Here is a 13,739-nt window from a genome sequence, read left to right as displayed (position 1 = left end):
CACCGGGAGTTCGATCCTCCTCTCCGGGAGAAAGAATCCAGGCGTCGTTATGACCGAACTACTGGCTGACCACAGCTGCCCATCGGACCCCTTGCCGACTGTCCGTCGCCGAGCGCTCACGCAATGGGACCATGGCCGGAGGAAACCTCGGGGAGATGCTCCCTCTGCCGTAAGGGTTGGAGCTCATGGATGTGGAAGCGTGCCTTCTCGACCTGATGTCACCTGATGTCACGTGTGCGGGCACCCGAAGCCGGGCGTGCCCCTCGGTGACGCCATCAGGACCACCATGGTCGGCGTCGCTCAGGTGAAGACCGGCACCACTGAATTCCGGGCCGCGATCGGACAAGATCTCGCAGCTCTCGGCGATGAAATGGCAGGACTTCGGCGGCACCTGAACGAGCGCCCGACCCGAGATACCGCGCCACCCCCTTCCAGCCCGAGCTGATCGATCGCTGGACGGCTAAAGGCTCAGCCGAAGCCGCCGATATACCCCCGACGGCTCAGGCTGAGCCCGGCGCCCCGCTTGATCTGCGTGGCGTGGACGTGAATTAACGGATTTCGTGGTGTTCGACTTCTCCGTGCCGGTGCGCCCGCTGGCAGTGTGTAGATCATGGCGTTGGCGGGTGCTCACGAAGACCGGCTCCTGACTGGCGTTGACCTCACGACGCTTGAGGTTGATCTGGTCCAGTTCGAGAGTCCGGCTGGTCTGGCAGTGGGCGGTGTGTTGTGGCTTGATCGTAAGGTGGGTAAACGTGACGAAGATCCCCCTGCGCCGCTTTACGGCGCGTGCCCTGCCCATTGATGATCAAGATCGAGTTCTCCTGCTCTACGGCTTCGATCCGGCCAGGCCGGATGAGCCGTTCTGGTTCACGATCGGTGGGGCGGCGGAGGACGGTGAGACGTTGCAGGAGGCGGCGGCGCGGGAGTTGTTCGAGGAGGTCGGGATCCGGGCGGACGCGGGCGAGCTCAGCGGCCCGCACGGGAGCAGCGTGATCGAGTTCAACTACGCCGAGTACGCCATCACGCAGGATCAGACGTTCTTCGCGCTCCGGGTTGGCGCCGATGCGGTCGTGTCGTTCGAACACATGGAGCAGATCGAGAAGGACACGACGACGGATTACCGGTGGTGGAGCGCGGAGGCGCTCGAGAGCACCGAGGAGGCCGTCTTTCCCAAGAATCTCGCGTCCATCCTGCGCGAGATCGTCGCGGGCGATGGATCGGCCGAGGTCACTGGGGGCGGAGGATCCGCGTAGCGCCGGCGATCAGCGCCGTCGCCAGGATCCAGCCGGAGACGATCAGTCCGTACGCCAGCCACTGCGTCCACCCCGCCGGGTCGAACAGCTCTCGTTGCCCGAATGCGGGGATCGGGAGCAGGAGGTCGAAGGTATAGGCGAAGGGGTGGAAATCGGGGCTCTCGGACGGTTTGAGCGCTCTTGGAGGGTTGATGGCGAAGACGACCGTCCCGAGCGCCAGCAGGAGGGCGAACCACATGCCCGCCAGCCAGGGGCGGTAGCCGTACCCGACCGCGACGTCGAGCAGCCGCCCCCACGCCCGGCTTCCGAATCCCTGCGTCTGCCGGCGGGCGCGGAGTTTGGCGAGTTGGGTGCGCCGGGCGAGCGCGTCGTTGCCGTCGCTGAGGAACCAGGCCGCGAGCTGCTCGTACGGTTGCGGCCTGAACCCCTCCGGATCCCGGGTCACCCAGTCGATTCGCCGGGTTATGCCGGAGCCGCGCAGGCGGTCGTAAGTCAGGCCGTTCAGGCGGAGTTTCTCGGGCCAGGTGTCCGGATCGTCATGCAATGTGCCGACGGTGGTGTGTGCGAGCGTGACGACGCCTTCGATGGGCTTCGCGGGCTTCAGGTACAGCTCGCGGAGCTCCATGTGGCTTGCGTTGAGGGCGTAGCGGGTGTCGGGGCTTCGGATGATCCCATCGAGCAAGAGTGTCCCGTTGATACGCGCTCCGCGTAAGCGTACGCAGCCCAATGCCAGGAATCCGCCGGTGCAGCGTATGACGTCCTCGACGACCATGTTGTCGGCGGTGAGGGCTTGCTTGCCGGGATTGCGGAGGTTAGCGCCGTCCAGGAAGAGTCCGCCGTTCAGGCGGGCGCCGACCAGGCCGATTCCGCCGGTGAAGTCGGCGTTGCGCATGTACGTGCCGGAGTCCACGACGACGGCGTTCGCGTAGAGCGCCCATTCCTCGTCGTCGTCAGCCGTCAGCTTGGTGCCGCCCAGCCACAGCCCGCTCTCGAACTGGGCCCGGTTCAGGCGCACGGTGCCGGTGATGTTCGAGCCGGACAGGCTGAGGTGCCCGGCCACCCGCATGCCGCCGCCGCTGAGGCCCGGGAGGCGGCAGTCGGTCAGCCGTACGGTGCGGGTGGTGGAGTCGGTGAGACGGATGGGTTCATCCAGATGGCAGCCGATCAGGCCGAGTTCGTACGGGATCGTGCCGCCGATGATCGTGAGTCGGCCGGTGATCCGCGCGCCGCGTAGACGTACGGCCGGGACCGAGCCGGTGCCCGTGTCGCGGGCCCCGAGGAGCAACTGGGCGATCACTTCGGCTCTGATCGAGCGTCCGGGCCCCCACGTGTGGCCGTCCGTGGGGGCGTTCGCGCCGGCCGTGCCGGGCGGACCGATCTCGAACGGGCCCAGCTCGACCGTTTCCCCGGTGGGGAACGCGTTCCAGAGCCTCCGCTCCGCCTTGGTTAATCGGCGCATGGGTCAGCGGCGGTAGCCGGCCATGCGCTCGAGGCGGGCGACCCGCTCGGACGTGGGCGGATGCGTGGAGAACAGGCGGCCGAAGCCCGAGCCGCTGAACGGGTTCGCGATCATCATGTGGGAGGCCGAGGTGAGGCGGCTGTTCTCGGGGAGCGGAAGCCTGCGGGCACCCATCTCGATCTTGCGGAGCGCCGAGGCCAGGGCGAGCGGGTCGCCCGTGAGCCTGGCGCCTGATTCGTCGGCCTGGAACTCTCTCGTGCGGGAGATCGCCATCTGCACCATCCCGGCCGCCACCGGTCCGAGCACCATCATCAGCAACGCGCCCACGAAGCCCGGCCCCTCGTCATCGTCCGAGCCACCGAAGAACACCGCCACGTAGCTGATCCACGTGATCATCGTGGCGAGCGCGCCGGCGACGGAGGAGATGAGGATGTCTCGGTTGTACACGTGTGACAGCTCGTGCCCGATCACTCCGCGCAGCTCGGCCTCGTCGAGCAGCTGGGTCAGGCCGTACGTCACGCAGACCGCGGCCTGGCGCGGGCTCCTGCCGGTCGCGAACGCGTTCGGCTGCACCGTCGGCGAGATGTACAGGCGTGGCATCGGCTGGCGGGCCTCGGTGGAGAGCTCTCGCACGATCCGGTAGAGCGTGGGCTGCTCCACCTCGCTGACCGGCCTGGCGCGCATGGCCGACAGGGCGATGCGGTCGGAGAAGAAGTAGGCGACTCCGTTGCTCAGCAGGGCGAGCACGAGCGCGAACTGCGCACCGGCGCCGCCGCCCAACCACGCGCCCACCGCGACGATCAGCGCCGACATGCCACCCAGCAGGATGGCCGTGCGCAGGCCGTTGTGGTGCAAGGTTCCCCCCTTCGTGGTCTGGGTTCACCACGTCCAACGACCACGACCCGGTCCTTCGTTCCCCAGCCGCTCCCCGCCGTACTCAACTATGGGCGGAGCGCGACTTTCTCGTTCGCTCCATGGTCGCGTGTCTCAGCCGAAGGCGGACAGTGCAGTCATGTCCAGGACCAGCTGGGGGGCGATCGAGAACAGCACGGCCACCCCCAGGGCGAGGCCGATGGCCAGCCACGTCGTGGGCGTCGGGCGGCGCTGGGCGAGGACCGGACCCGTGGCGGGGATGAAGAGGCGGGTGGTCCAGACGGCGTAGTAGTAGAGGCCGATCACGGTGTTGACGGCCATGATCAGGGCCAGCCAGCCCGAGCCGCCCTCCACGATCTCGCGGAACACGAACACCTTGGCGAAGAGCCCGGCCAGACCCGGTGGGAGGCCGGCGAGGCAGACCAGGCAGAACGCCAGCGCGAGCCCCGCGGCCGGGCGGCGGAACACCAGGCCCCGGTAGTCGTCGAGCTCGTTGCGGGCGGCGGTCCTGGAGACGAGCAGGACCACCGCGAACGCGCCGAGGTTCATGGCGGCGTAGATGATCAGGTACGCCATGGAGGTGCCGACCGCGCCGGCCATCGGGAGGTCGGCCGAGGTGGGCCCGGTTCCGGCCGGAGCCTGGAGTGCGGCGGTCGCCCCGGAAGGCCGGGACGTGGGGCTCTGGGCCGCCGCCACCGCCAGCGGCGCCAGGATGTAGCCGGACTGGGCGACGGAGGACCAGGCCAGCAGGCGTACGGCGGAACGTTGGCGCATGGCCAGCAGGTTTCCCACGGACATGGTCAGCGCGGCGATGACACCGACGATGGGCGCCCAGGTGGCGGCCTGCCCGGGCAGCCCGGCGACCAGTACGAGGATCAACCCGGCGAACCCGGCTGCCTTGGAGATCACCGACAGCAGCGCGGCCACGGGGACGGGGGCGCCCTGATAGACGTCGGCCGCCCAGGAGTGGAACGGCACCACGGCGATCTTGAAGGCGAACCCCGCCACCACGAGCACGACCCCGACCGAGACGACGGCAGGCAGGCTCTGGGCAGTCGCCTGGGCCGCGGCCTCCGCCAAACCCGGCGCTGGGGCCTGGCCGCTGAAGACGGCTCCCAGGCGGGACAGGTAGACCGTGCCCGCGATGCCGTACAGGAGCGAGACGCCGAACAGCATGACGGCGGTCGACACGACCGAAACCACGAAGAGCTTCACGGCGGCCTCGGAGGCCCGGCCGTCGTAGCGCTTCAGGGCGGTGAGGGCGAAGACCGGGAGCGAGACCAGCTCGAGCGCCACCACGAGCATGATCAGGTCTCGGGAGGCGGGCAGGGTCACCGCGCCGACGAGAGTGCAGAGGAGGAGGAAGTACCACTCGCCCACCGGGATGCCGCCGGCCGCCAGCTCGGTCATCGACATCAGCACGACCACCACGGCCGCGACCAGCACCATGCCGGCGAACACCAGCGTGAACCCGTCCGCCACGAAGGAGCACAGCCCGGTGGGGCCGGCCAGGTCGGCCGGGACGCAGAACGTCGACTGCGAGGGGCCGCCCCTGATCGCCTGGGCGACGACGAAGGCCAGCGCGACCAGGACGCCGGCCAGTGTGACAAGCCCCAGCACGGTCTTCGTACGGGAGCGGGCCGGGAGGAACGCGTCCAGCAGCAGCACCAGAGCGGCCACCAGGGCGAGCGCCAGCGGAGGCGCGATCACGAAGTAGTCGATCTGCTGGATCATGAGACGGCTCCCAGCAGGGTCTGCACGGCCGGTGTGGTGAGCGACAGGAGGAGGCCGGGCCAGAGCCCGAAGATCAGGATCAAGGCCACCAGGGGTGTCCAGGCCAGCAGCTCGTAGCTCCTGATGTCGTCCGTCGCCGGCCAGGGTGCGCCGGTCCGGTGAGGCCCGCCCGGAGAATCGGCGCCGCCCCCACGGCCGGCGTCATACGGGGTCGCGTCGTCGTCGCCGGGCGGACCGGGGCGGTGTGAAGACGCGTCGTCGTCGCTGGACAGATCGAGGCGATGTGAAGACGTGCGGCCTTGCACAGGCCCGGCATCGCCCAGGCGCACGTGGTCGCCGCCGCCGGACGGTTCGATGCGGTCCGAAGGCGTTCCTGGATCAAGAGGCTCGCCGTAGGGCTCCGGTCTCGGGGGCGGCTCCAGGGTGGCCGTCGCCGAGCGTCCCGCCGGCGCGCCGAGGGGTACGACGGGACGCTCGTCCGGTGTGGCGCCTTCCCGCTCGTCCAAGAAGGCGCTGCTCGTCCCGGGCCGACCGTGGGTCACGCGGGACAACATGACCAGGAAGTACGCGGCCGTCAGGACCGCCCCCAGACCCCCGATCGCCATGTACGTCAGGAACAGCCCGCGGGGCAGCCCGTTCGCCGGCTGGAACGCCCCGAACAGCGCCAGCATCTCCCCCCAGAACCCGGCCAGCCCCGGAAGCCCCAGCGAGGCGATCGCCGCGAAGGTGAGCACCGAGCCCAGCCGCGGCAGCGTCGCCAGCATGCCGCCGCCCAGAGACGGGATGTCGGCGGTGTGGTACCGGTCCTTGATCGCTCCGGCCAGGAAGAACAGCAGGCCGGTGATGAGGCCGTGGGCGACGTTCGCGAAGAGGGCGCCGTTGATGCCGACCGGGGTCAACGTGGCGAACCCCAGCAGGACGAAGCCCATGTGACCGACGGACGAGTAGGCGATCATGCGTTTGAGGTCGCGCTGAGCGAGGCAGGCCAGAGCGCCATAAATGATGCCCACCACGGCGAACGCGCCGAGCCACGGCGCCACCGCCATCGCACCCTCGGGAAGGATGGGGATGGCGATCCTGGCGAAGCCGTACGTGCCCATCTTGAGCAGCACCCCGGCGAGCAGCACCGAGCCGACGGTGGGGGCTTCGGTGTGGGCGTCGGGCAGCCAGGTGTGCAAAGGCCACATGGGGGTCTTCACCGCCAGGCCGCTGCCGATCGCCACGAACGCCAGAATCTGCACGGATCTGGCCATGCCGGCGCCGTGGGCCGCGCTCAGTGCCTCGATGTCGAGCGTGCCGGTCTGGGCCCATACGAGCAGCAGGCCGAGCAGCATCACGACCGAGCCGAGCAGCGTGTACAGGATGAACTTGACCGACGCCGCCCGGCGCCCCTCCCCGCCCCAGATGCCGATCACGAAGTACATCGGGACGAGGACGATCTCGAAGAACACGAAGAAGAGCAGCAGGTCGAGGGCGAGGAACGTACCGATCATGCCTACTTCGAGCACCAGCAGCGTGAACGCCAGCGCCCTCGGCCGCGCCCGCACGAACCCTGTCCGCGCGGCGCCCCAGCACAGATAGAGGAAGCACAGGAACGTCAGCAGCGCGGTCAGCACGATCAGCGGCAGCGAGATCCCGTCGACGCCGAGGTGGAAGCGGAGCCCCAAACCGGGGATCCACGCCTGGTCGACCTCGAACTGGGGCCGCGCGGCCCGCGAGTAGTCGAACGTCGCCGCCATCAACACGGCCAGTGCCAGCGTCAGGCCGGACAAGGTCAGTCCGTACGTGTGCAGCAGCGGCCGGAGCCGGTGCGGCGCGAGGAGGAGCATGAGGGCGCCGAGCAGCGGCACGGCCAGCAGCGCGACGGAGAGCCAGGCCATCATGCGAGCACCTCCGCCTCTGCCCCGAGGCGAGACCGGGCTGTCATGCGAACACCACCGCCCCCACCGCGATCAGCAGGACACCGGCCAGCACGCCGGTCACGTAGAGCTGGACATTGCCGTTCTGGGCCAGTCTCAGCACTCCGGACAATCCGCGCGCCGACCTGCCGGACGCGCGCACCGCCCCGTCCACGATCACGTCGTCCGTCCGCACCGTGAGCCTGGCCAGGGCCAGGACCGGGCGGGCGACCAGCGCGGCGTAGAGGCCGTCCACGTGGAACGCCCGCTCGCACGGCCCCCGCAACGGCCCCAGCAGGCGGGCCGGGTCGGCGATGGGGTCGATGTGCCAGAACGCGTACACCACCCCGGCGCCGAGCGCGGCGAGCAGGACGCTGACGGCGGCCACGCCGAGGTCCAGGTGCAGCTCCCCCGCGAAGCCCAGCAGCAGGGCCGGGACGGCGAGGACGACGACGGGCACGAGCATCGTGCGGGGGGCCTCGGTGACGTCCACGACGTGGGCCGTGCCGGGCTCCGGCTCCGGGAGAGCCACGACCCGCGCCTCGCCGAAGAACGTGCGTAGCCAGGCTCTGGTGGCGTACGCGCCGGTGACGGCCACGGTCGCGAGCGCGCAGCCGTACAGGAGGAGCGCGGCCGCGTCGGTCAGACCGCCGGTGGACAGTGCGCGGTCCATGGCCAGCAGGATGCCGTCCTTGCTGAAGAAGCCGCTGGCCGGGGGGATGCCCATCAGGGCGGCGAAACCTATCGTCATCGTCACGAACGTCACCGGCAGTTCGCGGCGCAGGCCGCCCATCTGGGTCATCCGGTTGGAGCCGACGTGGTGGATCACCGCGCCCGCGCACAGGAACAGCAGGGCCTTGAAGGCGCCGTGCGTCAGCAGGTGGAAGATGGCCGCCGTGTCGGAGCCCGCGGCCAGGCCGCCCGCCATGTATGCGAGCTGGCTGATCGTGGAGTAGGCGAGCACCCGTTTCAGGTCGTCCTGGGCCAACGCGGCCAGCGCGGCGCCCAGCATGCCCAGGGCCGCGACGACGGCCAGCACGTCGAGCGTGGGCCGGGCCGCGACGAACGCGGGGAACAGCCTGGCCACGATGAAGATCCCGGCGGCGACCATGGTCGCGGCGTGGATCAGGGCGCTGATCGGCGTGGGGCCCGCCATGGCGTCGGGGAGCCAGGTGTGCAGCGGGACCTGCGCGCTCTTGCCCGCCACGCCGGCCAGCAGGAGCATCGTGGCGGTCACGAGCGTGGCCGCGGACATCTCCGGCACCTTCCCCAGCACGTCGCTGATCCGGAAACTGCCTGCCGCGAGGCCGAGCACGAAGATGCCGAAGAGGAAGCCGACGTCGCCCAGGCGGGTGACGAGGAACGCCTTGACCGCCGCGCGTGAATTGCCCCGGTCTTCCCACCAGTGGCCGATGAGGAGGTACGAGCAGAGGCCCATGATCTCCCAGCCCACGTAGAGGACCAGGAGGTCGCCCGCGTAGATCACCAGGAGCATGGCGCTGGTGAACAGGCTGATGAACGCGCTGTAGGAGGGGTAGCGCGGGTCGTCTTTGAGGTAGCCGACGGAGTAGATCTGCACGGCCAGGGCGACGAGGGTGACCAGGACGCCGAGGACGCTCGACAGGTTGTCGGCCTGGAGGGTGAGCGTGATCGGGACGCCGCCGGTGACGATGGTGCCGTACGTCTGGCCGGTGGGTGGGGAGGTGGTCGCGCCGTGCAGGTAGGCGAAGCCCGGACCCCAGGCGAGCCAACCCGCCAGGATCGCCGAGAGGGTGGTCGGGAGGATCGCTATCCAGGCTGCCCGGGTGTTGGCCCGCTGGTCTGCTGCTGCCTTGGCTGTTTCGGCTGCTCTGGTTGATCCGGCCGTCTTGGAGATCGGTGGGGTGGGGGGCTTGGGGCCGGGGGGCGCGGATCCGGGGGTGGGTGGCGTGGCGTGGTTCGCCGGCCTGGCGGGTGCGGCCGCTGTGGCCTTGGGCGGGGGTTTCGCGAGTCCGGAGGCGGGCGCCGTCGGGTGGAGGGCCTCGGGGGCGGGCGTCTTGGGATGCGATGTCGGGATGCGTCCTCCGCCGCCGCTGTCCGAAGGGCGTGCCTGGTGGGGCCAGCGGGACAGCAGCAGGCCTGCCGCGGCGGCGGCGAAGGGCAGGAGCACGGCGATGAGCGGGAATGTCGTCACAGCGTGCCACCTCGTTTGACGGGCCGGTCGCCCCCACGGCCACCGTCGGCCTCCGCTCGTCCTGTCCGATCCGTCTCGCCTGCCCCGTCCTGCCGGGCTGAGGCTCGGGAGGACGTCTGAGCCTGCTGGGTGTGATGGTGCTCATTGGGTTCTGCGGTGCCGTCCGGGCGGCCCTTGCTGGAGTCGACAGTGTTGGCGAGGACCGTGGCGGGCTCGGGGATGCGCTCCGGGGTGACGGAGTTGCCTCGTACGAGTGTCGTTGTCGCGTGCGCGGCGTCGTCGGGGGCGCCCCCGATCGCGGGTGCGGCGGAGGGCTCGTCCGTGGGTTCGGCGAGGTCGCGGAGGTGGTCGATGTCGACGGTACGGCGGTTGCGGTACAGCGCCAGCACGATCGCGAGCCCCAGGCCCACCTCGGCGGCCGCTATGACGATGACGAACAGCGTGAGGACCTGGCCGCTGTGCAGGCGGTCGGCCAGCCACACGTCGAAGGCCACCAGGTTGAGGTTGACGGCGTTGAGCATCAGCTCGACCGACATCAGCACGAGGATCGTGTTGCGCCGGGCGAGCACGCCGTACACGCCGATGGAGAACAGGAGCGCGGAGACGACAGCCGGGTAGACGATGTGCACTAATGACCCCCGGTCTGATCGGGCGGCAGATTGCCCCCGGTCCGGTCGGGCACCGAGTTGTCCCGGGCGCCGGGGGGCGACGGGCTGGCCTCGGTCCGGACCGGCGAGCTTTCCCCGCTCCCGGTGGAAGGTGACCTACCCCCCGTACGCGTGCCTTCCCTGGCTGAATGGCCTGATGCCTGCTGAGGCGCCGAGTCACTCCCGGTCGCGGGGGCCGGTGAATCCGTGGTGTCCGGCTGGTCGGGTGGCGTGTTGTCCCCGGTCGGAGCGGATGAGCCGCCTGGGATGTCCGTACGGGACAGCACGATGGCACCGATCAGGGCGGCGAGCAGGAGCACGGACAACGCCTCGAACGGCAGCACCCAGGTGGCGAACACACTGGCGCCCAACTCCTTGGCGGCGCCCTGGCCGGGGGTGAGCGGTGTGTAGGCGGCGTGGAATCCGTCGATCACCACCGTGACGAGGATGGCTGCCGTCGCCACCGCCACCAGGGCTGCGACCAGGCGGTTGCCGCTGTCGAGGTCTGGGGAGCGACCGATGGGGGCCCGGGTGAGCATGATGCCGAACAGCAGCAGCACGACCACCGCGCCCACGTAGATCAGCACCTGGACCCAGGCCACGAACTCGGCGGTCAGGACGAGATAGCCGCCCGCCAGGGCGCCGAAGGACACCACCAGCCAGAGGGCGGCGTGGACGAGTTGTCTGGTCGTGACGACAAGCAGCGCCGATCCAACCGCTACCGCGCCCAGCAGCAAGAAGACGATCTCTTGCCCGGTGGGTGACAGGTAGGAGGGCACCGCCTCGGTCACGACTCCTCCTCGGGCTCCCTTGTCTCGTCAGGACCGAGCCGCCCGGGCGGTCGGATGGACCGTGGATCGGCCATCCTCCGCCTGCGGGGGCTCGCGGCAGAAGTCTGCTCCTCCGGCCCGGGCTCCGGTTGCGGGGCGCCCGAGGCTGTGGACAACTTTTCTGGGGACGACTGTTCTGTGGATGAAGCCTGCCCCTGGGGTGGCTCCACCACGGAGGAATCGGCGGTGGTCGTCTCGCCCTCTTCTGCGGGGCGCGATGTGGTCGGCCGGTCGGCTGCCGTCGAGGCGGTGGAGCCCGGCGCGCCGGTGTTCGTCTCGCCTGGTGCGGGCGGGCGGTCGTCCTGAGCGCGGGATGGGAGTGCGCCTGGGGGTCGGATTCCCCGTACGTTCTGGATCGGGCGGCGTGGGCGTCCGGCCGGCGCGCGTGTGGCAGGGCCTGGTCCGGGCGTGTTCGCGGTGGGCTCGCCGTCCTGGGCGTCGGTCCCGGGTGCCGTCGCTGAGGTGCCGGGGGCGCTGGAGTCGGACGTCGTCCCAGGGGCGGCAGTTTCCGGCGGTGTTGCGGGGACGCCTGCTGGGCGCTCTGTTTGCGTTGCTCCGGTTGTGGGCTCCTGGCCCTTTGTTTCCTCTTGTGCGGCATCCGGGGTGGGCCTTGCGCCGCTTGTCCCGGCCGCCGGCGCTGCCGCTACGGGCCGGGGGGATGGCTCTGCGCCTGTCGTGCCTCTGGGCTGCGGTGCCGTACGAGGTGTGCGTGCGGCCGCTGGGCGGCGCGGGGCGGCGGTGAGCTCCTTCGGGGGCTCGGCGCCCGGGTCGTGGGCCGGAGGCAGGGGAACCGTCTGGGTCCAGGCGGCCAGCTTGTCCTTCTCGTGGATGAGGTTGCGGATGTCGCCTTCCGCGTACTCGAACTCCGGAGACCAGAAGAGGGCGTCGAAGGGGCATACCTCGATGCATATGCCGCAGTACATGCACAGGCTGAAGTCGATGGCGAAGCGGTCGAGGACGTTCCGCTGGCGGGGGCGGCCACCCTCGGGGGCCGGGATCGTCTCCTTGTGCGAGTCGATGTAGATGCACCAGTCGGGGCACTCTCGGGCACAGAGCATGCAAGAGGTGCAGTTTTCCTCAACCAGGGCGATAACGCCGCGGCTGCGGGGCGGGAGGGCAGGCTTGACCTCGGGATACTGCTGCGTCACCGATTTGCGCAGCATGTGGCGCAGGGTGATGGACAGCCCCTTTGCCAGCCCGACTCCTGGTATCCGCCCCATGCTTCAATATCATGACGCAATTGGTCCCGCAGGCAAATGAGTGGGGACACTGTCCCCAGTTTTCCACAGCCGTCCACAGGTTGGCGGGGAGTTATCCACAAGCTGTGCGCATGCCCGGTATGAACCGTGTCGGGGCGATAGTCTCTCGGCCATGCAGCAGAGCCATCAGGTCCGTCCCGGTGGCGGGGCGTGGGCGGCCGCCATCGTGTGGGCCTGCCTGCCCTTGTTCACGTGCGGGCTGGCGACCCCGTTCACCATCGGGTTCGCCGCGTTCTGGCTACGGAGCATCTGGCAGGTCTTCGCAGCGTCCGTCTATCTGGTCTGCATCGGGTCGTTCGTGATCGCGGCGCTGGCGTACGAGACCTATGAAGACATTCCCCAGCCACTGTCCTTGCTGGTCTCGCTGGGGCTGATCGCCAGTTGGCTCGGTGGAGCCGTTCACTCGGGGGTTCTGGTGCCGATCATGGCACGGACGACGCGGCTGCGGCTGCAGCCGCAAGGGCCGGTGCATACGCTGCACACGGATCTGCGTCAGAGGACGACCTCGCCGGGGCACCGGGAGTCTGGCCCCTATCAGCAGCGTCCCGGCCCCGCCGAAACGCACCGGCCGCGTCCGTCCTCCGCCGAGACGTACCAGCGGCGTCCGTCCTCCGCCGAGACCCCTCAAGCTCGTCCCGGTCCTGCCGAGAACCATCGGAGGCGTTCGGGCGAGCCCGAGTCGCGCCGACGGCGTCCAGGAGAGCCCGAGTGGATCGGGCAGTATCGGGTGCTCCAGTCGCTCGGGCGCGGTGGGCAGGGGGCGGTTTACCTGGCTATGGGGCCCACCGGGGCGCGGGTGGCCGTGAAGGTGCTGCACGATCTCGTCGATGAGACGGCGCGGGCCAGGTTCGCGCGGGAGGTGGACGCGGCTCGGCGGGTGGCGACGTTTTCCACAGCCCGCGTGCTCGACGTGAACATCTCCGGGCAGCATGCCTACATTGTCAGCGAATACGTGGATGGGCCCTCGCTGGAGCAGCTCGTCAAGAAACACGGGCCGCGGGATGAGGACAGTCTGACCCGGCTGGCGTTATCCACAGCCGGGGCGTTGGCAGCGATCCACAAGGCGGGGATCGTGCATCGTGATTTCAAGCCGAGCAATGTGCTGATCGGGAGCGACGGGCCGCGGGTGATCGACTTCGGGATCGCCCGGGCGCTGGATCAGGTGACGTTGACGTCGGGAAAGATGATCGGGACGCCGCCGTACATGTCGCCTGAGCAGCTGACGGGGGAGGCTGTGGGGCCGGCTTCCGATGTGTTCAGCTGGGCTGTGACGATCATGTTCGCGGCTACGGGGCGACCTGCCTTCGGGGAGGACACCGTGCCTGCTGTGTTCAACCGGGTGCTCACGTTACATCCGGACCTGTCGCCGTTGTCGCCTACTTTGCGGGGGGTTGTGGGGTCGTGTCTAAACAAGCGTCCTGAGGAGCGGCCTTCGGCGTCTGATGTGATGCTGGCGATCGTGCACTGAGCTGTGCCGCCCAGTGGCGTCGTTGGTTCAGGTGCGGTGCCAGGGTGCTGTGTCAATCCCCCCAAACCGTGGAGACGGTTCTATGCCACAGCGGTCCTTAGCAGGGCCGTTGATGCTTGCCTCTTCTCGATCATCAGGCGCTCGA

General features: G+C 69.5%; 9 protein-coding genes and 1 pseudogene. 2 read left to right on the top strand and 8 right to left on the bottom strand.

The features are described 5' to 3' along the window. Nucleotides 1–752: 752 nt before the first annotated feature. Nucleotides 753–1,253, top strand: a complete 501-nt coding sequence (locus tag ACIBQ1_RS59220) for an NUDIX hydrolase (protein ID WP_397292163.1) — start codon at nucleotides 753–755, stop codon at nucleotides 1,251–1,253. On the opposite strand, the gene ACIBQ1_RS59215 is transcribed toward ACIBQ1_RS59220, so the two are convergent. From ACIBQ1_RS59215 to ACIBQ1_RS59180, 8 genes and pseudogenes are all read right to left on the bottom strand, one after another. Further along, nucleotides 1,228–2,712 (bottom strand): hypothetical protein, encoded by a 1,485-nt coding sequence (locus tag ACIBQ1_RS59215; protein ID WP_397292161.1) that lies wholly within the window; start codon nucleotides 2,710–2,712, stop codon nucleotides 1,228–1,230. The genes ACIBQ1_RS59220 and ACIBQ1_RS59215 overlap by 26 nt on opposite strands. Nucleotides 2,713–2,715: 3 nt before the next feature. After that, the gene (gene htpX / locus ACIBQ1_RS59210; RefSeq protein ID WP_397292160.1) at nucleotides 2,716–3,567 is read right to left on the bottom strand and encodes a zinc metalloprotease HtpX; all 852 of its coding nucleotides are present in this window, start codon (nucleotides 3,565–3,567) and stop codon (nucleotides 2,716–2,718) included. Nucleotides 3,568–3,699: 132 nt separating this feature from the next. Next, nucleotides 3,700–5,319, bottom strand: coding sequence for an NADH-quinone oxidoreductase subunit N (locus tag ACIBQ1_RS59205; RefSeq protein WP_397292159.1), 1,620 nt, complete (start codon nucleotides 5,317–5,319; stop codon nucleotides 3,700–3,702). Further along, nucleotides 5,316–7,202: a NuoM family protein gene (locus ACIBQ1_RS59200; RefSeq protein ID WP_397292157.1), complete on the bottom strand. Its 1,887-nt coding sequence runs from the start codon at nucleotides 7,200–7,202 to the stop codon at nucleotides 5,316–5,318. The genes ACIBQ1_RS59205 and ACIBQ1_RS59200 overlap by 4 nt, the downstream gene beginning before the upstream one ends. Nucleotides 7,203–7,242: 40 nt before the next feature. Then, entirely contained in the window at nucleotides 7,243–9,390 is a 2,148-nt protein-coding gene (locus ACIBQ1_RS59195) for an NADH-quinone oxidoreductase subunit L (protein WP_397292156.1), read from the bottom strand. 326 nt (nucleotides 9,391–9,716) lie between these two features. Beyond that, a pseudogene (nuoK, locus tag ACIBQ1_RS59190) lies at nucleotides 9,717–10,019 on the bottom strand (NADH-quinone oxidoreductase subunit NuoK); the annotation flags it as partial. Then, nucleotides 10,019–10,828 carry an NADH-quinone oxidoreductase subunit J gene (locus tag ACIBQ1_RS59185; RefSeq protein ID WP_397292154.1) on the bottom strand — a complete coding sequence of 270 codons (810 nt, stop codon included), beginning with the start codon at nucleotides 10,826–10,828 and terminating at the stop codon, nucleotides 10,019–10,021. The pseudogene nuoK and the gene ACIBQ1_RS59185, both read right to left, overlap by 1 nt. Then, nucleotides 10,825–12,030 carry a 4Fe-4S binding protein gene (locus ACIBQ1_RS59180; protein ID WP_397292153.1) on the bottom strand — a complete coding sequence of 402 codons (1,206 nt, stop codon included), beginning with the start codon at nucleotides 12,028–12,030 and terminating at the stop codon, nucleotides 10,825–10,827. Before ACIBQ1_RS59180 ends, ACIBQ1_RS59185 begins: the two co-directional genes overlap by 4 nt. A gap of 208 nt (nucleotides 12,031–12,238) precedes the next feature. On the opposite strand from ACIBQ1_RS59180, the gene ACIBQ1_RS59175 reads away from it, so the two are divergent. Continuing rightward, nucleotides 12,239–13,594 (top strand): protein kinase, encoded by a 1,356-nt coding sequence (locus ACIBQ1_RS59175; protein WP_397292152.1) that lies wholly within the window; start codon nucleotides 12,239–12,241, stop codon nucleotides 13,592–13,594. Nucleotides 13,595–13,739 lie beyond the last annotated feature (145 nt).

The organism is Nonomuraea sp. NPDC050153, assembly GCF_044460125.1.
GTDB lineage: Bacteria > Actinomycetota > Actinomycetes > Streptosporangiales > Streptosporangiaceae > Nonomuraea.
This window is presented reverse-complemented; position numbering and strand designations above follow the sequence as displayed.